General features: G+C 73.6%; 15 protein-coding genes. 8 read left to right on the forward strand and 7 right to left on the reverse strand.

The window, feature by feature from the left end; translation table 11 throughout:
• Together ligD and BLV05_RS20200 are read left to right on the forward strand one after the other, a co-directional pair.
• Complete coding sequence (gene ligD, locus BLV05_RS20195) at positions 1 to 954, forward strand: non-homologous end-joining DNA ligase (RefSeq protein ID WP_197683223.1); 954 nt, start codon at positions 1 to 3, stop codon at positions 952 to 954.
• A gap of 30 nt (positions 955 to 984) precedes the next feature.
• Positions 985 to 2,235: a winged helix-turn-helix domain-containing protein gene (locus BLV05_RS20200; RefSeq protein ID WP_046769227.1), complete on the forward strand. Its 1,251-nt coding sequence runs from the start codon at positions 985 to 987 to the stop codon at positions 2,233 to 2,235.
• Positions 2,236 to 2,259: 24 nt separating this feature from the next.
• Here the strand turns inward: BLV05_RS20200 and BLV05_RS20205 are convergent, their stop codons facing one another.
• Together BLV05_RS20205 and BLV05_RS20210 are read right to left on the reverse strand one after the other, a co-directional pair.
• Positions 2,260 to 3,357 carry a winged helix DNA-binding domain-containing protein gene (locus BLV05_RS20205; RefSeq protein ID WP_046769228.1) on the reverse strand — a complete coding sequence of 366 codons (1,098 nt, stop codon included), beginning with the start codon at positions 3,355 to 3,357 and terminating at the stop codon, positions 2,260 to 2,262.
• A 25-nt stretch (positions 3,358 to 3,382) separates the two neighbouring features.
• Positions 3,383 to 5,404, reverse strand: a complete 2,022-nt coding sequence (locus BLV05_RS20210; RefSeq protein ID WP_172860676.1) for an HNH endonuclease signature motif containing protein — start codon at positions 5,402 to 5,404, stop codon at positions 3,383 to 3,385.
• 176 nt (positions 5,405 to 5,580) lie between these two features.
• Between BLV05_RS20210 and BLV05_RS20215 the strand changes: the two genes are divergently transcribed.
• A complete protein-coding gene (locus BLV05_RS20215) occupies positions 5,581 to 7,581 on the forward strand; it encodes an elongation factor G (protein WP_046769230.1) in 2,001 nt (666 codons plus the stop codon).
• A 184-nt stretch (positions 7,582 to 7,765) separates the two neighbouring features.
• On the opposite strand, the gene BLV05_RS20220 is transcribed toward BLV05_RS20215, so the two are convergent.
• The gene (locus BLV05_RS20220; protein WP_046769231.1) at positions 7,766 to 10,045 is read right to left on the reverse strand and encodes an exo-alpha-sialidase; all 2,280 of its coding nucleotides are present in this window, start codon (positions 10,043 to 10,045) and stop codon (positions 7,766 to 7,768) included.
• Between the two features lie 167 nt (positions 10,046 to 10,212).
• Here BLV05_RS20220 and BLV05_RS20225 point away from each other — a divergent pair, with 167 nt between their 5' ends.
• From BLV05_RS20225 to BLV05_RS20235, 3 genes are read left to right on the forward strand one after another with little or no spacing between them, the layout of a single operon-like run.
• Positions 10,213 to 11,100 (forward strand): helix-turn-helix domain-containing protein, encoded by an 888-nt coding sequence (locus BLV05_RS20225; protein WP_046769232.1) that lies wholly within the window; start codon positions 10,213 to 10,215, stop codon positions 11,098 to 11,100.
• Positions 11,097 to 11,489: a TIGR03618 family F420-dependent PPOX class oxidoreductase gene (locus BLV05_RS20230; protein WP_046769233.1), complete on the forward strand. Its 393-nt coding sequence runs from the start codon at positions 11,097 to 11,099 to the stop codon at positions 11,487 to 11,489. Before BLV05_RS20225 ends, BLV05_RS20230 begins: the two co-directional genes overlap by 4 nt.
• Complete coding sequence (locus BLV05_RS20235; RefSeq protein WP_046769234.1) at positions 11,486 to 12,076, forward strand: dihydrofolate reductase family protein; 591 nt, start codon at positions 11,486 to 11,488, stop codon at positions 12,074 to 12,076. The genes BLV05_RS20230 and BLV05_RS20235 overlap by 4 nt, the downstream gene beginning before the upstream one ends.
• Here BLV05_RS20235 and BLV05_RS20240 read toward each other — a convergent pair.
• Entirely contained in the window at positions 12,069 to 13,313 is a 1,245-nt protein-coding gene (locus tag BLV05_RS20240) for a hypothetical protein (protein WP_046769235.1), read from the reverse strand. The genes BLV05_RS20235 and BLV05_RS20240 overlap by 8 nt on opposite strands.
• Before the next feature lie 120 nt (positions 13,314 to 13,433).
• Here BLV05_RS20240 and BLV05_RS20245 point away from each other — a divergent pair, with 120 nt between their 5' ends.
• On the forward strand, positions 13,434 to 14,447 hold the full coding sequence (locus BLV05_RS20245; RefSeq protein WP_046769236.1) for a hydroxyacid dehydrogenase: 1,014 nt from the start codon (positions 13,434 to 13,436) through the stop codon (positions 14,445 to 14,447).
• Positions 14,444 to 15,208: a sugar phosphate isomerase/epimerase family protein gene (locus BLV05_RS20250; RefSeq protein WP_046769237.1), complete on the forward strand. Its 765-nt coding sequence runs from the start codon at positions 14,444 to 14,446 to the stop codon at positions 15,206 to 15,208. The genes BLV05_RS20245 and BLV05_RS20250 overlap by 4 nt, the downstream gene beginning before the upstream one ends.
• On the opposite strand, the gene treZ is transcribed toward BLV05_RS20250, so the two are convergent.
• Genes treZ through glgX form a run of 3 tightly spaced genes read right to left on the reverse strand, consistent with a single transcriptional unit; the run spans position 15,194 to position 21,365 of the window.
• Positions 15,194 to 16,951, reverse strand: coding sequence for a malto-oligosyltrehalose trehalohydrolase (gene treZ, locus BLV05_RS20255; protein WP_046769238.1), 1,758 nt, complete (start codon positions 16,949 to 16,951; stop codon positions 15,194 to 15,196). The genes BLV05_RS20250 and treZ overlap by 15 nt on opposite strands.
• Entirely contained in the window at positions 16,948 to 19,227 is a 2,280-nt protein-coding gene (treY, locus tag BLV05_RS20260) for a malto-oligosyltrehalose synthase (RefSeq protein WP_046769239.1), read from the reverse strand. Before treY ends, treZ begins: the two co-directional genes overlap by 4 nt.
• Positions 19,224 to 21,365: a glycogen debranching protein GlgX gene (gene glgX, locus BLV05_RS20265; protein ID WP_046769240.1), complete on the reverse strand. Its 2,142-nt coding sequence runs from the start codon at positions 21,363 to 21,365 to the stop codon at positions 19,224 to 19,226. Before glgX ends, treY begins: the two co-directional genes overlap by 4 nt.
• Positions 21,366 to 21,532: the final 167 nt, after the last annotated feature.

Below are 21,532 nucleotides of genomic sequence, written 5' to 3' on the forward strand. Positions count from 1 at the left end.
ATGATGGCGACCCTGTCGCCGGAGCTCCCGGCCGACGACGGCGGCTGGGGCTTCGAGGTGAAGTGGGACGGTGTCCGGACCATCGCGTACATCCAAGACGGTGCGATCAGGCTGTCCAGCCGCACGCTGCGCGACGTCACGCGCGTCTACCCGGACGTGCACGGCGTCGCCGGCGCGATCGGCGGGCGCGACGCCGTGCTCGACGGCGAGGTCGTGGCGTTCGACGACACCGGGCGGCCCAGCTTCGAGAAGCTGCAGTCGCGGATGAACGTCGAGGTGTCGGGGCTGTCGGACCCGCTCGTGGCCGGCGCGCCCGCGGTGTACGTCCTGTTCGACCTGCTCTACGTCGACGACCGGTCGCTCCTGAACGCGTCGTACGAGGAGCGGCGGGCCGAGCTGGACGCGCTGCTGCCGGCCGGCGGCCCGGGCTGGACGGTGCCGGCGTACGTTCCCGGCGACGGCGCGGCGATGCTGGCGGCGACCAAGGCGCAGCGGCTGGAGGGCGTCATCGCCAAGCGGCTGGCCAGCCGGTACCTGCCCGGCAAGCGCGGGCGCGACTGGCTGAAGGTGAAGAACGTCAGCCGCCAGGAGGTCGTGATCGGCGGCTGGCTGCCCGGCGAGGGCGGGCTGAGCGGCTCGCTCGGCGCCCTGGCGATCGGCGTGTATGACGACGACGGCGAGTTCCGCTACGCGGGCCGGGTCGGCACCGGGCTGACGCTGGCCGAACGGCACCGGCTGGCCACGCTGCTGGCGCCGCTGGTGACGGACGTGAGCCCGTTCATCGGCGCGCAGCCCGACAAGCCCGGCTGCGTGTTCGTCCGCCCGGAGCTGGTCTGCGAGGTCGCGTTCGCCGAGTGGACCGCGATCGGAACGCTGCGCCACCCCGCCTACAAGGGGCTGCGGCACGACAAGCCGGCCCGCGACGTCGTCCGCGAAATCGCCGGGCTGTCATGACCATGGAGCTGGCATGATCAGGCAGCTGGCATGACCGAGGAGCTGTCGCTCGCGCAGGCCCGCCGGGTCGCGCTGCGTGCGCAGCTCCTGGACCGGCCTCCGTCTGGGCCCGCGACGGCCGGAGCCGTGACGGCAGCTCGCGTGCGGTCGGTGCTGCGGGCGCTCGGCGCGGTGCAGCTGGACGCCGTCAACGTGCTGGTCCGCTCGCACTACCTGACGCTGTACTCGCGGCTGGGGCCGTACGACCCGGCGCTGCTGGACGACGTCGTGTACCGGCGGCGGCAGGGGTTCGAGTACTGGGGGCACGCGGCCTCCCTGCTGCCGGTCGAGCTGCAGCCGGCGCTGCGCTGGCGGATGACGCGGCGGGCGGAGCATGCGTCCTGGCAGCGGTTCCGCGACCGGGTCGAGCGGGAGCGGCCCGGGTATCTGGCCGCGCTGGAGGCGGAGGTCGCGGCGCGCGGGCCACTGGCCTACACCGACCTCGCCGACAAGGCGCAGCGCGACCGGTCCGCCCTCGGCGACAAGTACACCGACTCGACGCTGCTCTGGTACCGCTGGTCCGACGGCAAGTCCGCGCTCGAAGGACTGTTCGACGCCGGCGAGCTGGCCGCGGCCGGGCGGCGCGGGTTCGAGCGGCTCTACGACCTGCCCGCACGGGTGCTGCCCACGCCGGTGCTGTCGGCGCCGACGCCGTCGCTGGAGGACGGGCAGCGCGAGCTGGTGCGCCGGGCGATGGCCGGGCTGGGCGTGGCGACCGCCCGCGATGTCGCCGACTACTTCCGCACCCCCGGCGTCGAGACCCGGGCCCGGCTGCGCGAGCTGGTCGCGTCCGGTGAGTTGACCCCGGTGCGGGTCGAGGGGTGGACCGACCCCGCCTGGCTGGCGCCGGTCCCGATCCCGCGGTCCGTCGACGCGCGGGCGCTGCTGTCGCCGTTCGACTCGCTGCTGTGGGAGCGCTCCCGGGTACAGCGGCTGTTCGGGTTCCGGCACAGCTTCGAGCTGTACGTCAAGCCCGAGAAGCGCGAGTTCGGGTACTTCGTGCTGCCGTTCCTGCTGGGTGAGGCGCTGGTGGCGCGGGTGGACGTCAAGGCGGATCGGTCGGCCGGCCGGTTGCTGGTGCCCGGCGCGTTCGCCGAGTCCGGCGCCGATCCTGGCCTGGCTGTGCCGGCGCTGGCGGACGAGCTGCGTCGGCTGGCCGGCTGGCTCGGGCTGGACGCGGTCGAGGTGGGGTTGCGCGGCTCGCTGGCGGAGCCGCTGCGGCGGGCGCTGCGCTCGTCGTGATGCTGCGTTCGTCGTGATGCTGCGCTAGACCCGTCCGGCCGGCACGCGCAGGTGGACGTCGCGCCGCTCGGCGTCGGGCGCGGCGAACGCCAGCAGCCGGGCCGCCTCGCCCTCCAGCTCGGCCTCCTGGTCGCCGGTGAGCGGGCGGAGCAGCTCGGCCGTCAGGGTGGCGCCGTCGTCGTCGTGCGCCATGGTCCAGAAGCCGGCGACCTCGCCGTCGACCAGGACGGCCGGCTCCCAGCCGATGCGCGCGGCGGCGTCCGGCCGGACGAGGCGGGTGCGGTCGGCGTAGGCGAGGACGACGTTGTCGGCCAGGGCGAGCAGCCGGACCGGCGCGGGCGTGTCAGGATCGGGCCGGGGCGCGTCGGGGAGGTCGAACAGCTCCTCGCCCTGCTCGCCGGTGAACGTGACCAGGTCCGGGCGCATCGTCTCGACGACCTCGCGCAGCCGGGTCAGCCCGCTCCACGCCTGGACGTCCTTGACGGTGGCCGGTCCGAAGGCGGCGAGGTAGCGGCGGATCAGCGTGCTCGGCGGGACGCCGGGGGAGAGCGGGCGGCCGAGCCAGTTGCTGGCCAGCGCGATGTGTGCCGGGCCGTGCCGGTGCCACAGCCCGTCCGGCGGCGGGTGCACGACCGGCAGCAGCCCCTGCACGGAGCGGGCCAGCGCCGTCGGGTTGTGCTCCGGCCAGCGGGCGGCGAGGGCCCGGCTGAGCCGCGGGCGCGTGAGCCGGCCGTCGTCGAGGAGGTCCTCCGCAGCCTTGGCCAGCTCCTCCACATCGACGCCGTCGAGGGCCTTGCCCCAGGCGCCGCGCTGCCAGCGCTCGAGCATCGGTTGCAGCAGTGGGCGCAGCCACAGGTAGTCGTCGGTGGCGACGAGGTGCAGCGTGCCGCGGAACAGCGTCGCGCGGACGACGCTGCGGTCCAGCTGCAGCGCCGTCAGCCGCGCGACCGTGAAGCCGTCGATGCGGTTCCACAGCATGACGTACGGCGGGTCCGGGTCCTGGCCCTGCAGCCCCACCAGATCGCGGACCACGTCCAGCGCCGGCCGGTCGACGCGGCCGAGCAGGTGCTGCCGTGCGAGCGTCGCGCGGTTCAGCCGCCGCCCGTCGAGTCGCTGGTGCATGTCAGCACCGTAGGCCCGAATACGGTCATCCGGTGTCCTCGACACTGTCCCACCTCGAACCGTGACACGGGTCGGGCTCGCGGACATATCGGTGCCCGGTCGGACTGCGCCATCGGGTCGTCCCGTCGGGCTCGCGTTCGACGTCCCAACGGCCGTGGTGTTTGAGGCGATGATGGAGTGCGCACAGGGTGTGGCAGTTCGCCCGATCGGTCCGCCCGCCGGCGGCGAACGGCACGACGTGGTCGACGTCGCAGGACCGGGCCGGCAAGTGACAGCCGGGCGCGCGGCAGGACCGGTCGCGCGCGGTGACGAAGTCGGCTAGCGCCTTCGTCGGCCGGTAGCGCTTGCGCCCGTGATCGAGCAGCCGCCCGGTGGCGGGATCGGTGCGCAGCCACGTCCAGACGCCCTCGGCCGCCAGCTTCCGGGCGACGTGCGCGGGGATCGGCCCGTACCCCTCCAGCTCGCCCGGCTCGTCGGTCAGCCCGGCCAGCGACGTGAACGGGATGGTCACGTGCACGCTCACCGGCCGCCGCCGCGGGCCGCTGCCGGCAGTAGCTCCCCGCGACCCGGAGCCGCCGGAGTCGGGGCCGCCGGAGTCGGGGCCGCCGGAGCCGGAGTCGCCGGAGTCGGAGTCGCCGGTCCGGCCGTCGGGTCGCGCGGGTGGGCGCTCGCCGGCTGAGCCGCTGCGACCGGGCGGCCCGTCCGCTGGGTTGTCGGCCGGCCGGGCGTGCGGAGGAGCGCCTGAGGTGGCGCTGCTCGGGTCGCCGGGTGCGCCGGCGGCGGGATGCGGCGTGGTTCCGCTGACGCGGGGGACAGCTACGCCCTTCGCGCCCACCTCCCGTGGCGCCGTGGGCGCGCCGGCGTGCGCGGCGTCGCTGGTCGCACTGGCGTCGGCGTACGCGGTGGCGGCGTTGCCGGGGGCGGTCGTGCCGGGGCCGGCGTGCCTGGGTGGGTCGGCGTGCGCGGCATCCCTGATCGGGCCGGCGCCGGCGTGCGTGGTGGCGGCGTGGCCGGCGGCGGCGGTCGTGCCGGGGCCGGGGTACCTGGACGCGCCCGTCGTGGCCTTGGCGGGGGCGTTTGTCCCCGGGCTCGCGTGCGCGGCCGCACCCGTGTGTCGCCCACCCTGATCGGCGACCGCCGTGCTGCCGTCGGCGCAGGCGGCGAGTGCGGTCCAGCCGAGGTCGGCGAGGGTGTCGGCGCGGCGGTGGTCTTTGGTACGGGCGGGCAGTCCGGCGGCGGCGTCGGCGCGCTTGGCGTCGGCGGCGGCGACGTTCAGGGCGGTGTTGAGCGCGGTGAGGTCTTCGGCGGGCATCAGTGCTTCGAGGAAGGCCATGCCGTCCGATGCCGGGGTGATGGCGACGTAGCGGTTGTCGCGGGCGCGCTGGTTGCGTTCTGCGGCCTCGACGGGTGCCAGTTCCTGCAGCAGCCGTTTGATCAGCTTGCGCAGCGCGACGGCGTCCATCGTGGGTGCCTTGGGCAGCACGGCCGCCTCGACCCGCGCCCGGACGGCCGGTTCCTGGCCGCCGAGTTCGTCGGTGATGACCCGGGCGCGGCGTAGGTCGATCAGTCCCGCCGCCAGTGCGGCGTGGGTGTCGGGGAAGTCCTCGACCAGCTGGAGCGAGTGCCCGACCTGGTGCTCGGCCTGCCGGGCGGTCACCTGGCACCGTCCGGCGACATCCAGGGCGGTGTTGGTGACGGGGTTGGCCGACGGGTGCCCGGTCTCGTCGGGCTGCAACTCCGGCCGCGCGGTCAGCCGCGCGAGCACGAGGGCCTTGTTCGCCGCCACCCAGGCCTCGAGCCGGCCCCAGGCCGCGGCCGCCTCGATGAGGTCCCAGCCGTCAGCGGTGTCGGGCTGGAACCTGTCCAGCATGGCGGCCAGCGCGGACCCCGGCGGCACGCGCTCCAGGGCGGGCGGGAGGGCCCCGGCCGGACGGTCGGACGCCTCCAGCGGGACCCACTCGTTCCAGTCCGGATGCCACACCACATGATCCGCCGTCGCCGGGTCGGACCCGAGCGACAACGCAGTGTGAGTGGCTTCTTCGAACATAGAACTGATGCTAGCCGGACCCACCGACAAGATCAACTCGGCGAAAATCGGTTGCCCTCCGCGGCCGGATCTGCTCGACTGAACCCACCTTCCAGCGAGAGAGGAGAGCGCCATGCGCCGAGCTTTCGGGTCCACCCCAGCGACTCCATTCGTCCGAGCAGAGGACTCGAAGCTCATTGCGTACGCTCAACTTGGGAATCCTCGCGCATGTCGACGCCGGTAAGACGAGTCTGACCGAGCGGCTGCTGTACGCGGCCGGGGTCATCGACGAGATAGGCAGCGTCGACGCCGGGAGCACACAGACCGACTCGCTCGCGCTCGAACGTCAGCGCGGCATCACCATCAAGTCCGCCGTCGTCGCCTTCACTGTCGGCGACACGGCCGTCAACCTCATCGACACCCCCGGCCACCCCGACTTCATCGCCGAGGTCGAGCGGGTGCTCAGCGTGCTCGACGGCGCCGTGCTGGTGGTGTCGGCGGTCGAGGGCGTGCAGGCGCAGACGCGGGTGCTGATGCGCACGCTGCGGCGCCTTCGCATCCCGACGCTGATCTTCGTCAACAAGCTGGACCGCGCCGGCGCCGACCTGGACGCCGTCGTCGGGCAGCTCCGGGTGCGGCTGACCCCGCGGATCGTCCCGCTGGGCGCGGCCGTGCGGCCGGGCGGCAAGGACGCCGCGTTCCGCCCGTTCACCGCCGCCGACGACGGGTTCGGCGCCCGGCTGGTGGACGTCCTGGCCGACGGCGACGACGCGCTGCTCGCCGACTACGTGGACGACCCGGCGGGCGTGTCGCACCGGCGGTTGCTGCGGTCGCTGGCCCGGCAGTCGCGGCGGGCCGACGTGCACCCGGTCTTCGCGGGCTCGGCCATCACCGGCGCGGGTGTGGAGGAGCTGACGGCGGGCATCGTGTCGCTGCTGCCCTCGACAAGCGACGACGGCGACGGCGGCGCGGAGGGGCCGCCGTCGGGCACCGTCTTCAAGGTCGAGCGCGGCCCGGCGGGGGAGAAGATCGCCTACGTCCGCATGGTTGCCGGCACGCTGCGGACGCGCGACCGGCTGGTGGCTGGGAAGGTCACCGCGCTCAGCGTCTTCGACGGCGGCGGCGCGCGGCCCGGGCCGGAGGTGACGGCTGGGCGGATCGCCAAGGTCTGGGGGCTGGGCGCGGTCCGCATCGGCGACACCATCGGAGCGACGGCCGGCACGAACGGCGACGCCGCGGCGCACCACTTCGCCCCGCCCACTCTCGAGACAGTCGTCGTCCCGCGGCACGTTCGGGAGAGGGGCGCGCTGCACGCGGCACTGGCCCAGCTGGCCGAGCAGGATCCGCTGATCGACCTGCGTCAGGACGACCTGCGGCAGGAGGTGTCGGTGTCGCTCTACGGCGAGGTGCAGAAGGAGGTCGTCCAGGCGACGCTGGCCAGCGAGTACGGCATCGACGTCGACTTCCGCGAGTCCACCACCATCTGCGTCGAGCGCCTCCTCGGCAGCGGCGAGGCGATCGAGCTGATCACGGACGACACCAACCCGTTCCTCGCCGGGGTCGGGCTCCGGGTCGAGCCGGCGCCGGTGAGGTCGGGCGTCACGTTCAGGCTGGCCATCGAGCTGGGGTCGCTGCCGCCGGCGTTCCTCCGGGCCATCGAGGAGACGGTGCGCGAGACCCTGCACCAGGGGCTGGCCGGGTGGGACGTGCCGGACTGCCGGGTGACGCTGACGTGGTCGCAGTACTACCCGCGGCAGAGCCACGCGCACGGTACGTTCGACAAGAGCATGTCCAGCACGGCCGGCGACTTCCGGCTGCTGACGCCGCTCGTGCTGATGACGGCGCTGACCAGGGCGGGCACCCGGGTGCACGAGCCGATCCACCGGTTCGAGCTGGAGCTGCCGGCCGACACGCTCGGGCAGGTGCTCCCGGCGCTGGCCCGGCTGCGGGCGGTACCTGGCACGCCCTCGCCGTCGCCGGCCGCCGCCGGCGCGTACGTCCTCGAGGGTGACCTCCCGGCGGCGCACGCGCACGAGCTGCAGCAGCAGCTACCGGCGCTGACCCGCGGCGAGGGCGTCCTGGAGACCCGGTTCGACCGGTACCAGCCGGTCGCGGGCCCGCCGCCGGACCGTCCGCGCACCGACCACGACCCGCTCCACCGCGACGAGTACCTGCTGCACGTCGTCCGCCGGGTATGAGCCGCTCACCCGGCGGACGGGATCGTCTCCAGGCCAGCGCGTGGTCGATGGTGTGGAGGATCCCGCGCAGGCGCGTCACCCCGGCCAGCCGAGCCACCTGCCCGATGGACAGCCGCCGCGCGTCCTCCACGTCAGGAACGCTGGGCCCTGCCCCCAGGTCAATGTCCAGGGCAAGGTCAACGCATCAGTCCAACGGCGTGATCAGGACATCGTCGTAGGCGTGCTCCATGTTGCCGACGTCCTCAGGGGCCAGGCCGGTCTCGGCGCGGAACCCGGTGAACTCCTCGACGTCGGCCAGCGCGAGCGACGTGGTGCCCATGACGGTCCCGTTGAGGCTCACCGTCGTCTCCGCGCCGGTGCTGTCGATGGTGACGGTCATCCAGGTCCTGTTCGCGGGCACCGGGCCGGCGGAGCCGACGTCGACCCACGAGTCGCCGTCCCACGCGCGGAGCTTCATCTTGTTCGCCGTCCAGTCCGGCGCGAAGTGCAGCCGGAACGCCGCGACCTCCTCGCCGTCGGCGTTCGTGCCCAGGACGTCCCAGAGCGCGCCGCTGCCGTACCCGTAGCCCTCGAACCCGAACGAGACGTGCTGGCTGGCCGCCGGGCGCGGCGCCGGGAACGTCGCACCCGCGCGGGCGCCCATGTCCGCGTCGACCAGCGCCATATGGGTGGCGGAGTGGTCGTAGCTGTCGACGATCGTGTTGACGACGAACGCGTAGCGGGTGTCGGTCAGTGTCCGGGGTACCTCGCTGACGGCGTCGTTCTCGAAGGTCAGCAGGTCGGCGGCGTACAGCTCCAGCTCGGTGACGGCGGTGAGGGGCGCGCCGCCGGAGCCGCGGTTGATCCGGACATACCGCGCCCGCACGGGCTCGAGGTCGGTGTAGGTCATGGCGTAGTCGGTGCGGGCGCCGGTGTCGAGGACGGGACGGCTCCAGCGCCGGCCGTCCTCGGAGACCTGGACGCGGGCGCTGTTCTCCTCGCCGCGGGCCAGCATCAGGCCGATGCGCTCCAGCGTGTAGACCCGGTCCAGCTCGACGGTCAGCGTCTGCGCGTCGGTCAGCCGGGCGGCCGAGCGGTACTCGGAGCTGCCGTCGACGGCGCCCTCGATGCGCTGCTCGGCGAACCGGGCGTCGGCGGGGACGACCGCACCCGTGAGCACCGCGGTGCCGGCCTCGACCTTGGTGGCCAGGTCGAGCTTGCCGACGCCCGGCGCGATGGCGTCGACCTTCCGGGTCCAGACCTTGTTGTCGTGGCCGTACTCGCGGCAGAACCAGATGTTGTGGCAGGTGTCGCCGAACGCCAGCGACGAGGCGTTGTTCAGCGCGACCAGATCCATGTTGCCGCTGCTGCCCTGCCAGCGGCGCAGCGGGTCGTCACCGGGGTGGCGGGAGTAGATCATCTCGCCCGCGTCCCAGGTCTGCCCGGTGCCGTCGCGCGAGACCACCACGTTGTTGTCCGGGCGGCCGTACGTCATGAGCAGCTGCCCGTTCGCCTGCAGCACCAGCTTCGGCATGATGCCGTTGTTCGGGAAGCCCTCCGGCGGCACGTACGGCTGCAGCGGCTCCCAGGTCAGGCCGTCGTCGTCGGAGAAGGTGACGGTGAGCGGCATGGCCGGCGGCCGGGGCACGGACTCGGCGCCGCGCATGACGGCGATGAGCCGGCCGTCGCTGGTGCGGCTAAGGCCCAGCTCGTTGGTGCCGTACTGCGATCCCGCGTTCACCGCCGAGCGTTGCCGGAACGTCTGCCCGCCGTCGCTGGACTCAAAAACGAGGCTGTACTCCTTGGTGACGCCGCCGATGTTCCCCTGGCCGTAGGCGCCCATGAGGATGGTGCCGTCGGCCAGCTCGATGAGGTCGCGGTGGACGCGGTACCAGTTCAACCGCCACTTGTTCTCGACCAGCGGCGCGGTCCAGGTGGTCCACGAGCCGGCCAGGTCGGTCGAGCTGGCCATCATGATGCCGAAGCGGTTCGGCGTCGACGGCGTGAGCGACCTGGGCACGAAGTTGCTGGTCAGCACCGTCCCGTCGCGCAGTCGGGTCGTCGCTGCCATGGTGTACTCCTGCGGCAGCGCGTCGTACGGCACGAAGACCTGGCCGTTTTCCTCGCCGACCGCGCGGGTGTTCACCAGCGGGGCGTTCGGGCTGTCCTCGTTACGGTTCCACGAGGCGACGACCTTCTTGACCGTCCGGCCGTCCACGACGTGGTCGATCGAGAACGCCTGCGGGTTGGCCCCGAGCTCGCCGGGGCCCGGGGCCCACGGGTACCACATGGCGCCGGCCGACAAGGACGGCTCGTCGCCCGGCGCCCCGTCGATCAGCGGCGGCGGCGCGGCCGACGCGGGCCCGGAGGAGCCGGGGGTGAGCGCCGATCCGATGACGATCCCGACGGCCAGCAGGGCCAGGGCGAGCGCCCCGAGGCCCCAGCGGCCGTTCGACGACCCGGGTGTGCGGCGGAACCAGCTCATCTGCGCCTCCAGATGCGGTCACAGCATGGAACGATCTGCCATTTGACGTCGCGCGGCTCGTGAACGTCGAACGGTGCTGGCCGATGATGGCCTGGCAGAGCGTTCCATGTCCATGCTCCGGCGCTTGAATCTTCCGGGACGGTGGCGGACCTGGCACACTCGCAGTCGTGGCCGGTCAGACGTACCGCGAGCGGCCCCCGGCGGCGCGGCTGGCCGCCCTCGTCGCCACGACGTGGGTGCAGCGCATCCCGGCGGGGGAGCCGGCCTATGCGCAGCGGCACCTGCCGACCGGCGGCGTCGAGCTGCGCTGCCGGGTAGGCGACGTCCCCAGGCTGGCGGGCACGCTCACCGGGCCGCACGTCGAACTGCTGCCGCCCGGCACCACCGTCGTCGGGCTGCGCCTGCGGCCCGGCGCGCTGGCCGCGATCCTGGCCCGGCCGGTCGCCGACCTCACCGGTCAAGTGATCGACGCCGGTGAGGTGTGGGGGACGACGATGTCGGTGGCGGCCGGCGAGCGGGTGGCCGCCGCGACGACGGACGAGGCCGCCGTCGGCGCGCTGGAGGCGCTGGTGGCGGCCGCCGCGGCACGGACCGGGGCGACGGCGCCCGAGCCGCTGCTCGCCGAGGCGGCCCGCCGCCTGCTGCCGTGGCACGCGGCCGAGGTGCGCGCCGTCGGGGCCGACCTGTTCGTGTCCGAGCGCGGCTTCCGGCGGCACTGCCTGGCCGGCGTCGGCATCGGGCCGAAGGCGCTGCAGCGCGTCCTGCGCTTCCAGGGCTTCCTCGCGATGACGCAGGCGGTGGCGTCGGGCGCCGACCCGTCCGGCGACGGCCTGGCCCGGCTCGCCGTCGACGCGGGCTACGCCGACCAGGCGCACCTGACCCGCGAGTGCGTCCGGCTGACCGGCGTGACGCCGCGGGTCTTCCTGCGCGGCGTCGAGGAGACGTGCGCGTGCGGACACGACCACTCCGCGTCGTTCCGGCCGCTGCTGCGCGAGGCGGAGCTGGCCGGTTCGTTCAAGAACGCCGCCCGCGGCGCTCCTAGCCTCGCCTCATGAGCGAACTCACCGACGAGGCCCGCCGGCTCCTGAGCGGCGGCCACCCCGCACACGTCGCGACCCTGCTGCCTGACGGCGCCCCGCACTCCGTGCCCATGTGGGTCGGGCTGGACGGCGACCGCGTCACGATCCTGACCTCGGAGAACACCCGCAAGGCGCGCAACCTCGAGAACGACCCGCGGGTCGCGATCTCGGTGACCGACCGCGCCAACGAGCTCACGTCCGTGCTGGTCAGCGGCCGGATGGTGGAGAAGATCGAGGGCGACCCGGCGTGGGAGATCATCGACCGGATGTCCGACGCGTACATCGGCATGCCGTACGCCCCGCGCGTCGACCGGGTCGTCTACGCCATCGAGCCCGAGCAGGTCCGGGTGGTGGTGATCGGATGAGCGTCGTCAGCGGCCTGGCCGTGTCCGTCGACGGCTACGTCACCGGCCCGGACCCGAGCCCGGACCAGGCCCTCGGCCGCGGCGGGCAGCGGCTGTTCGACTGGTACTTCGACGGCGACGTGCCCAGCCAGGTCTTCGAGGGGTTCCGGCTGTCCGAGCCGAGCCAGCGGTTCTTCGACGCGCTCGCCGGGCGGCTCGGCGCGGTGATCTGCGGCCGCACGACCTACGACCACTCCAGCGGCTTCGGCGGCGGCAGCCCGCACCCGTCCGCTCCGCTGGTCGTGCTCACCCACCGCCCGGTGCCCGAGGCGTCCGAACACCAGACCGTCGCCCACGGGATCGAGGAGGCGATCGCCCGCGCAGCGGAGCTGGCGGGCGACCGCGACATCGGCCTCATGGGCACCGGCGTGACAGCGGCCGCGCTGGAGGCGGGGCTGCTCGACGAGATCACGCTGCACCAGGTGCCGGTCCTGCTCGGCGGCGGCACCCCGTACTTCCACGCGCTGCCGGCCGCACGGTCGCTGGAGCGGGTCGGCGTGGTCGAGGCACCCGGCGTCACCCACCTGACCTTCCGGGTGGTCAGCTGACGGTGATGCTGATAGGCCAGCGGACAAGATCGCGGTCCAGGCCCTCGCAGTACCGGATCGCCGTCGCGTAGACGTAGGCGGTCGAGCCCGTGCTGTTGAAGTTGATCGACGTGCTCTCCGGGTCCAGCAGCGACGGATACTGGTAGCGCTCCTGGCCCTCCAGTTCGGGTGTGCAGCTCTCGCCGAACTGGCCGTAGCGTGGCAGTTCCATGACCGTCTGCGGCGTCGTCCACGTGCGCAGGTCGGTCGAGGTCGAGGCGCGGACGACCGGCTTCGTCACCCCGCCGACGATGGCCGTGCCGTGCGTGATCGCGAGGTAGAGATCCTGACCCTCCATCCTGATCAGGCTGCGGATCGGCCAGCCGAGCGAGGACGCGACCGGCGCGCAGTCGTTGTCGCCGGGCTGGGTACCGGCGGCGTACGGGCTCTTGAACTGGACACCGAACCCGGTGCCGTCCCAGGCCCGCCACGACGCCGGGTTGCCGAGGTTCTGCGGCAGCGTCCGGATCAGGCAGTGGCCCTCGCTGCCGGGCCGGTCGTAGGACAGCGTCGCGTAGAGATACGGGTCGGCACCGGGCCCTTCGACGATGTTGGACGGCACGAAGGTTCCGACGCGGTCCGGGCTGTTCGCGTCGAACGGCACGTCGGGTCCGGCGACGAACCGCGGCGTGCCGGTCGCCGGCGACGTGAACGAGTAGCCGCCGTCGGTGGACGTGGCCTGGACGGTCGTGCCGTACCAGCACTGATCCTGGACCGAGCAGTCCAGACCGGCGTAGTGATCCGGGTGGTAGTCCATCGCGACCAGCCCGTGGATCGTGTCGCCGTCCAGCGTGTAGAAGGACTCCAGCCAGCCGCGGTTGTCGAACGTCTCGGGCAGGGGGTTGGCGCCGGCCGCGTAGATCATGTTGGCGCAGTCGCGGCCGACGTTGTTCAGCGACGAGCCGATCGAGGCCCAGTGCTGGTAGTGGGTGGCGATGAGGTGCACCTCGCCGGACGAGTCGCGGAACGCCCGCGCCGCGGCGTCGGGCAGGTCGAGGGTGGCGCACGCATCGTCGCCGTAGTTGAAGACGGTCTCCTTCGGGCCGGTGACGGCGAAGGTGACGGTGGCCAGCGGCGCCGTCTCGTCGGCGGTGGTGGCGGTGGCGGTGGTGGCGGCGGGGACGAGCGCCGGTGCCGCGGCGACGACGGCGATGGCGCCGACGGCCGTGAGGCGGCGCAGGACGTGCTGACGGGTCATCTCGGCTCTCCTCCGTGCGGCATCGAACGGGTTCTCGATCGAGATCACAACTTGAACCGTTGCAATATGGATGATTCATCCAATTGGAGGTGGTGTCAAGAAAGCGCTTACCCTGTCCGCATGACGTCCGAGCGGCCCAGCGCCATGCTGGTCATGTCCGACACCGCGTACCGCGATCTGTTCGACGACGAGCTGCGTGAGCGGCTCGAGGCGCTGGCCGATGTCGTCCTGCCCGACCCGGTCGCGTCGCTCGACGGCCCGGTGGTCCGGGCGGCGCTCGGCCGGGCAGATGTGCTGGTGACGTCGTGGGGCTGCCCGCCGCTCGACGCGGACGTGCTGGCCGACGCGCCGCGGCTGCGGGCCGTCCTGCACGCCGCCGGCTCGGTCAAGCACCACGTCACCGACGCCTGCTGGGAGCGCGGACTGACGGTGGCGACGGCCGCCGCCGCGAACGCGGTCCCGGTGGCCGAGTACACGCTGGCCGCGATCCTGGCCGCCGGGAAACGCGTCGCCGAGTTCGCCGCCGGGTACCGCGCGCACCCCGGCGACTGGAACTGGCGCGACACCGTCGGAGCCGCGTCGAACTACCGGCGGGTCGTCGGCGTCGTGGGCTTCTCCCGCATCGGCCGCCGGGTCGTCGAGCTGCTCCGGCCGTTCGACCTGACGGTGCTGGTGGCCGACCCGTACGCCGACCCAGTGGCGGTCGCGGCCGCCGGCGCGGAGCCGGTCGAGCTGAACGATCTGCTGGGCCGCAGCGACGTCGTCACGCTGCACGCGCCGTCGCTGCCGGAGACCCGCCACCTCATCGACGCGCGTCGATGTGCGCTGATGAGGGACGGTGCGACGCTGATCAACACGGCTCGCGGCGCGCTGGTCGACCACGCCGCGCTGACGGCCGAGTGCGAGCGGGGCCGGCTGAGCGCCGTCCTCGACGTCACCGAGCCCGAGCCGCTGCGGCCGGACTCGCCGCTGTACCGGCTGCCCAACGTCGTGCTGACGCCGCATATCGCCGGCGCCATGGGCACCGAGTGCCGCCGGCTGGCGGCGCTGGCGCTGGACGAGCTGGCCCGGTTCGCGGCGGGGGAACCGCTGCGGCACGAGGTGCGGCGGGCCGACCTGGCGATGCAGGCATGAGCGTGCGGACCGGGCTGGTGTCGATCACCTTCCGGCAGCTGGGGGTCGACGAGGTGCTAGGCGTCATGCGCCGCGCGGAGCTGGGCGCGGTCGAGTGGGGCGGTGACGTCCACGTCCCGGCCGGCGACGTCGCGGCGGCGACGCGGACCGCGAAGGCGTCCGCCGACCAGGGCGTCAAGGTCGTCGCGTACGGCTCGTACTACCGGGCCGGCGACCACGACCCCGGCGACTTCGACGACGTGCTGCGGACGGCGGTCGCGCTGGGCGCGCCGCGGATCCGCGTCTGGGCCGGGTCGGCGGGCTCGGCCGACGCGACGCCGGAGCGGCGCGACCGCGTCACCGCCGATTTGCGCCGGATCAGCGAGCTGGCGGCCCGCGACGGCGTCGAGATCGCCGTCGAGCACCACCCGGGCACGCTCACCGACACGCTGGAGTCCGCGCTCGGCCTCAACGCCGCCGTGGACCACCCGGGGCTGCGCCCATACTGGCAGCCGCGGCTCGGCCTCGGCCCGGCGGAGGCGCTGGACGAGGCGACGGCGCTGCTGCCGGGGCTGGTCACGGTGCACGTGTTCACCTGGACCGCCGACGGCGCCCGGCTGCCGCTGGCCGAGGGCGCGCCTTTGTGGGCGCCGGTGCTCGGCGCCCTGCGCGAGCGCGACGACGCCGAGCGCTACGCGCTGCTGGAGTTCGTCCCCGACGATGACCCTGAGGCGCTGGTCCGCGACGCCGTCACGCTGCGGGAGTGGCTAGGGAGTGGCTGAGCGCGTCCTGAGGACGGCGGCCGACTCGGCGCCCAGCTCGACCGTGGCGCCGTCGGCAGCGGGCGTCAGCGGGCCGGTCGCCAGCAGCACGTCGCCGGCAGTGCCGGACAGCGGGACCCGGCGCGGCTCGGCGGCGAGGTTGACGACCACGCGCAGCGCGCCGCGGTGCAGCACGAACCAGCCGGCGTCCTCGTCGAACCCGGACGCGACGGCGGTGAGGTCGCCGTCGCGCAGCTCGGGCTCGGCCGCCCGCAGCGCGATCATCCGCCGGTAGAGGTCCAGCATCTCCGCATGCCCGGGGCGGGCCGGCTCGGTCCAGTCCAGCCGCGCCGTGCGGAACGCGGCCGGGTCCTGCGGGTCGATCATCGCCGAGGTGTCCCAGCCGTGCCGGCGGAACTCCTCCAGCCGGCCCGGCCCGATCGCGGCCGCCAGCACGGGGTCGGGGTGCGAGGTGAAGTACGGCCAGCGGGTCGCCGCCGCCCACTCCTCGCCCATCCAGAGCATCGGCGTGAACGGCAGCGACAGCAGCAGCACGACACCGAGGCGCAGCCGCGCGGGGGAGGCCAGCTCGGTCAGCCGCTCGCCCGCGGCCCGGTTGCCGACCTGGTCGTGGTTCTGCAGGCAGACGACGAACCGGTGGCCGGACGTGCGGGCGCGGTCGACCGGATGTCCGTGCGGGCGGCCGCGGAACGAGGAGAACCGGCCGTCGTGCAGGAACGCGTCGCGCACGACCTTGGCCAGCACCGTCAGCGACCCGAAGTCGGCGTAGTAGCCCTGCCCCTCGCCGGTGAGCAGCGCGTGCAGCGCATGGTGGACGTCGTCGTCCCACTGCGCGTCGAGGCCGTAGCCGCCGGCCGTGCGCGGCTCGATCATGATCGGGTCGTTGAGGTCGGACTCCGCGATCAGCGGCAGCGGCCGGCCCAGCTCGCCGGCCAGCTTCTCCACCGCCGCGGACAGCTCGGCCAGCAGGTGCGGGTGTCCGTGCCCGGCCAGCGGGTCGGCCAGCGCGTGCACGGCGTCCAGCCGCAGCCCGTCGAGGTGGTAGTCGCGCAGCCACATCAGCGCGTTGTCGACGACGAACCGGCGCACGGCCGGCTCGCCAAGATTGACGACGTCGCCCCAGGCGGTGCCGGCGTCGGCCTTGAGGTACGGCCCGAACCGGGGCAGGTGGTTGCCGCTCGGGCCGACGTGGTTGTAGACGACGTCCAGCACGACCGCCAGCCCGCGCGCGTGGCAGGCGTCGACGAACCGCTTGAAACCGTCCGGCCCGCCCAGCGGCTCGTGCACGGCGTACCAGCCGACGCCGTCGTAGCCCCAGTTCCAGTCGCCGCCCAGCGCGTTGACCGGCAGCACCTCGACGTGCGTCACGCCCAGCGCGACCAGGTGGTCCAGCCGCCCGACGGCGCCGTCGAAGGTGCCCTCGGGGCTGAACGTGCCGATGTGCAGCTCGTAGAGGACGGCGCCGGCCAGCGGACGACCGGCCCAGCCGCGGTCGGTCCAGCGGAACGCCGCGTGGTCGTACACCCGGGCCCGGCCGTTGACGCCGAGCGGCAGCCAGGCCGCGCGCGGGTCGGGCAGCACCTCGGGGGAGTCGTCCAGCTGCCAGCCGTAGTCGGTGCCGGGCGCGGCCGGAGCGTGCGCCGTCCACCAGCCGCCCGGAGCCCGCACCGCCGTCGCCGTGCGCCGGCCGGCCCGCAGCTGCACGCGGCGGGCGGCCGGGGCCCAGACCAGGAAGGTCGTCATGCCGGTGGGGCGAGCAGCGCGACGGGATAGTGGCCGAGTAGGTCGGCCAGCCGGACGGGGCCGCCGCCGACCGGCCGGCCGGTGAGCACGTCGACGAGACCGTCCGGCAGTTCGGCGACGGTGTCCGCCCAGCCGCCGCGGGCGGCCAGCCCGACGGGCAGTCGCGTCGCGACGGTGACGGCGCCGCCGCGGTCGAACACGACGGCGTGGTCGGACGCCGGGCCGTGCACCGGGACCCGCCGGTACGCCGTGAACAGGTCCGGCCGGTCGCGCCGCAGCCGCAACGCCTGCGAGAGGACCCACACCTTGGCGGCGCCGGACGCGTCCACCGGCGGCCGCGCGTCGGCGGCGTCGGCCTGCGTCAGTAGCGCCCGCAGCCGCGCGAAGTCGACCGGGCGCCGGTTGTCGGGGTCGACCAGCGAGTCGTCCCAGCCCTCGGTGCCCTGATAGACGTCGGGCACGCCGGGCATGGTGAGCTGCACGAGCTTCTGGCCGAGCGCGTTGCTCCAGCCGTGCGGCCGGATGAGGTCGACGAACCCGTCGACGGCCGCCCGCAGCTCGGGCCGGTCGGCCAGCGCGTCGAGGGCGGCGTGGACGGCCGCCTCGACCTCCTCGTCGGGGTCGGCCCAGGTCGTGACCGTGCCGGCCTCGCGCAGCGCCTTTGTCGCGTACGTGTGCAGGCGGTCGCGCTGGTCCAGGCCGATGCCGGCGACCGTCTGCCAGAGCAGGTAGCCGGCGGCGGCGTCGGGCAGGGGCGCCTCGGCGGCCAGCAGCCGGACCAGCCGGCCCCACTCCTCCGGGACCTCGGCCAGCACCGCCAGCCGCGCGCGGACGTCCTCGCCGCGCTTGGTGTCGTGCGTGGACAGCGTGGTCATCGAGCGCGGCGCCCGCCGCACCCGTGCCTCCTGGGCGGCGTGGAAGTCGTCCAGGCCGAGGCCGAACCGGGCCGGGTCGCCGCCGACCTCGTTGAGTGCGACGAACCGGGCGTAGCGGTAGGCGGCGGTGTCCTCGACGCCCTTGGCCGTGACGGCGCCCGTGGTCTGCTGGAACCGGACGCACAGCTCGTCGGACGGATCGGTCAGCCGGGGCGCCAGCGCGTCGAACGCCGCCTCAAGCGCCGGCCGCCGGCGCCGCGCCGCCGCGAACGCCGCGTCGAGGTGTTCGGCGCCCGACGACGGCAGGTACGAGCGGTAGACCGGGAACGACACCGCCAGCTCGGTCAGCGCGGCGAACGCCTGCGGGACCGACGGCGCCAGCCGGGCCAGCCGGTGGAACTCCGAGCGCAGGATCGTGGTGGCGACCGCCCGCTTCCCGATCAGCGCATGCGTGGGCCAGTCGAGCTCGTCGCCGGTGACCGACCGGTAGAGCCGGTCCAGCGCCGGTTCCGCCGCCGGGTCGACGAACAGCGGGCCCACCTCGGCGAGCGCGTCGTACCCGGTGGTGCCGTCGACCGGCCAGTCGGGCAGCTCCTCGCCGGGCTCCAGGATCTTCTCGGCCAGGATCCAGGCGTCCGGCGCCTGCGACCGCAGCCGGCGCAGGTAGCCGACGGGGTCGGCCAGCCCGTCCGGGTGGTCGACCCGCAGGCCGTCGACGCCGTCGTCGTCGACCCAGCGGAGGATGCGCTCGTGCGTCGCCGCCGCGACCTCCGGGTCCTCGACCCGCACCCCGGCCAGCGACGACACGGCGAAGAATCGCCGGTACGCGAGGTCGGTCTCGCCCCGTCGCGCGTCGGCCAGCTCGTAGAACTGGCGGTCGTGCACGTCGGCGGCGGTGTCGCCCGGCCGCGGTTCGGTGTCCGGCGCCAGCGGGTACCGCAGACCGCCGGCGACCAGCGCGTCGCCGTCCAGCTCGATCGTGTCCGGCGGGCCCAGCACCGGCAGCAGCAGCCGCCCGGCCGGCCAGTCGACGTCGAACCAGCCGGCGTACTTCGACGCGGGGCCGTGCCGCAGCAGGTCCTGCCAGGCCGGGTTCTGCTCCGGGTCGGCGACGCCCTGGTGGTTCGGGACGAGGTCGACGACGATGCGCAGCCCGTGCGCCCGGGCCGCCTCGACCAGCGCCTGCCAGCCCGCCTCGCCGCCGCGCTCGTCGTCCATCCGGGTCGGGTCGACGACGTCGTAGCCGTGGGTCGACCCGGCGGAGGCCCGCAGCACCGGCGACAGGTAGACGGCGCCGGCGCCGAGGTCGCGCAGGTACGCCGTCAGCTCAGCGGCCGCCGCCAGCGGGAAGGCAGCGCTCAGCTGCAGCCGGTAGGTCGACGACGGCGCCGCGGGCGTCACGGCGTGCTGTCCCGCGGCGTCTGCAGGACCAGCAGCGACCGCGCCTGTACGGTGACGACCGCGCCCGCCGCCCGCGGGCCGCCACGGTCGCCGGCGTCGTCGTCGGCGGTGTCGATGACGGTGTCCCAGGCGGCGCCGAACTCCGCACCCGGCAGGGTGAACTCCAGTGGCTCGTGGTGGGCGTTGAAGCAGAGCAGGAACGAGTCGTCGACGACCCGCCGCCCGCGGCCGTCGACCTCAGCGATGCCGTTGCCGTTGAGGAACACCGCGATGGCCCGGCCGAACCCGGAGTCCCAGTCGGCCTCCGTCATCGGGCTGCCGTCGGGACGCAGCCAGTCGATGTCGGGCAGCCCCTCGGCGCCCGGCCGCCGCACCGGCAGGCCGTTGAAGAACCGGCGCCGCCGGAACACCGGGTGCGCCGCACGCAGCGCCGTCACCCGCTTGGTGAACTCCTGCAGCGCGCGGTCGGCGTCCTCCCAGTCGACCCAGGCGAGGTCGTTGTCCTGGCAGAACGCGTTGTTGTTGCCGTCCTGGGTGCGGCCCAGCTCGTCGCCGTGGCTGATCATCGGCACGCCCTGCGACAGCAGCAGCGTCGCGAGGAAGTTGCGCTGCTGGCGGGCCCGGGTCGCGTTGACCTGCGGGTCATCCGTCAGGCCCTCGACGCCGCAGTTCCACGACCGGTTGTGGCTCTCGCCGTCCTTGTTGTCCTCGAGGTTGGCCTCGTTGTGCTTCTCGTTGTACGAGACGAGGTCGCGCAGGGTGAAGCCGTCGTGTGCGGTGACGAAGTTGATCGACGCGCCCGGGCGGCGGGTGGACTGCTCGTAGAGGTCGGCCGAGCCGGTGATGCGCGACGCGAACTCGCCCAGCGTGGCCGGCTCGCCGCGCCAGAGGTCGCGGACGGTGTCGCGGTACTTGCCGTTCCACTCCGACCACTGCGGCGGGAAGTTGCCCACCTGGTAGCCGCCGGGGCCGAGGTCCCACGGCTCGGCGATCAGCTTCACCTGGCTCACCGTCGGGTCCTGCTGCACGAGGTCGAAGAACGCCGACAGCCGGTCGACGTCGTAGAACTCGCGGGCCAGGGCCGAGGCGAGGTCGAAGCGGAAGCCGTCGACGTGCATCTCGGTGATCCAGTACCGCAGCGAGTCCATGATCAGCTGCAGCGAGTGCGGATGGCCGACGTTCAGCGAGTTCCCGGTGCCGGTGTAGTCGAGGTAGTAGCGCTTGTCGTCGTCGACCAGCCGGTAGTAGGCGGCGTTGTCGATGCCGCGGAACGACAGCGTCGGGCCGAGGTGGTTGCCCTCGGCGGTGTGGTTGTAGACGACGTCGAGGATCACCTCGATGCCGGCCTCGTGCAGTGCCCGCACCATGGCCTTGAACTCGCCGACCTGTGCGCCGGGTGTCGCGGCCGAGCTGTACTTGGGGTCGGGCGCGAAGAATCCGACGGAGTTGTAGCCCCAGTAGTTCGACAGGCCCTTGTCGATGAGCGTGGCGTCGTTGGCGAAGTGGTGTACCGGCATCAGCTCGAGCGCGGTGACGCCCAGCGACGTCAGGTGCTGGAGGATGACGGGGTGCGCGATGGCCGCGTAGGTGCCGCGGATCTCCTCCGGGATGTCCGGGTGGGTCTTCGTCAGGCCCTTGACGTGCGCCTCGTAGATGACGGACTCGGCGTACTCGCGGCGCGGCGAGCGATCGTTGCCCCAGTCGAAGAACGGGTTGATCACCACCGACTTCGGCATGTGCGGCGCGGAGTCGTCGTCGTTGCGGCTGTCGGGGTCGCCGAAGTCGTAGCCGAACAGCGCCTGGTGCCACCCGAAGGTGCCGTCCATGGCCTTCGCGTACGGGTCGAGCAGCAGTTTCGACGGGTTGCAGCGGTGGCCGGCCTTGGGGTCGTGCGGGCCGTAGACGCGGAACCCGTACCGCTGGCCTGGCTCGACGCCGGGCAGGAAGGCGTGCCAGACGAAGCCGTCGACCTCGGTCAGGGGCAGCCGCGTTTCGACGCCGGCGGCGTCGAACAGGCACAGCTCGACACCGTCGGCGACCTCGCTGAACAGCGCGAAGTTGGTGCCTGAGCCGTCATAGGTGGCGCCGAGCGGGTAGGCCGCCCCCGGCCACTGAGGCATCGGCTCGGCAGAGGTCATCGGGGGCCTTTCGTCGCGGTTCTGTGTGGAGCTCGCTACGCCGCGAGTCAGGTGCCATGTTCCCGGGTCGAGGCGTTCGAATCCACCCGGACGGCGCTGCCGGTTGTGGCGACGTCGGACACGCCCGCGTTGTTCAGCGGCCCGTCCCTCGGCCGTCACCCCGCGGT

Source organism: Jiangella alkaliphila, from assembly GCF_900105925.1.
In the GTDB taxonomy this organism is placed as follows: Bacteria; Actinomycetota; Actinomycetes; order Jiangellales; family Jiangellaceae; genus Jiangella; species Jiangella alkaliphila.

Excerpts from the sequence above, each read along its gene's own strand:
- BLV05_RS20210 (WP_172860676.1), bottom strand. The coding sequence starts at position 5,404 with ATGTTCGAAGAAGCCACTCACACTGCGTTGTCGCTCGGGTCCGACCCG.
- treZ (WP_046769238.1), bottom strand. The coding sequence starts at position 16,951 with ATGACGACCTTCCTGGTCTGGGCCCCGGCCGCCCGCCGCGTGCAGCTG.
- BLV05_RS20205 (WP_046769228.1), bottom strand. The coding sequence starts at position 3,357 with ATGCACCAGCGACTCGACGGGCGGCGGCTGAACCGCGCGACGCTCGCA.
- glgX (WP_046769240.1), bottom strand. The coding sequence starts at position 21,365 with ATGACCTCTGCCGAGCCGATGCCTCAGTGGCCGGGGGCGGCCTACCCG.
- BLV05_RS20220 (WP_046769231.1), bottom strand. The coding sequence starts at position 10,045 with ATGAGCTGGTTCCGCCGCACACCCGGGTCGTCGAACGGCCGCTGGGGC.
- BLV05_RS20200 (WP_046769227.1), top strand. The coding sequence starts at position 985 with ATGACCGAGGAGCTGTCGCTCGCGCAGGCCCGCCGGGTCGCGCTGCGT.
- BLV05_RS20245 (WP_046769236.1), top strand. The coding sequence starts at position 13,434 with ATGACGTCCGAGCGGCCCAGCGCCATGCTGGTCATGTCCGACACCGCG.
- BLV05_RS20240 (WP_046769235.1), bottom strand. The coding sequence starts at position 13,313 with ATGACCCGTCAGCACGTCCTGCGCCGCCTCACGGCCGTCGGCGCCATC.
- BLV05_RS20230 (WP_046769233.1), top strand. The coding sequence starts at position 11,097 with ATGAGCGAACTCACCGACGAGGCCCGCCGGCTCCTGAGCGGCGGCCAC.
- ligD (WP_197683223.1), top strand. The coding sequence starts at position 1 with ATGATGGCGACCCTGTCGCCGGAGCTCCCGGCCGACGACGGCGGCTGG.
- BLV05_RS20250 (WP_046769237.1), top strand. The coding sequence starts at position 14,444 with ATGAGCGTGCGGACCGGGCTGGTGTCGATCACCTTCCGGCAGCTGGGG.
- BLV05_RS20235 (WP_046769234.1), top strand. The coding sequence starts at position 11,486 with ATGAGCGTCGTCAGCGGCCTGGCCGTGTCCGTCGACGGCTACGTCACC.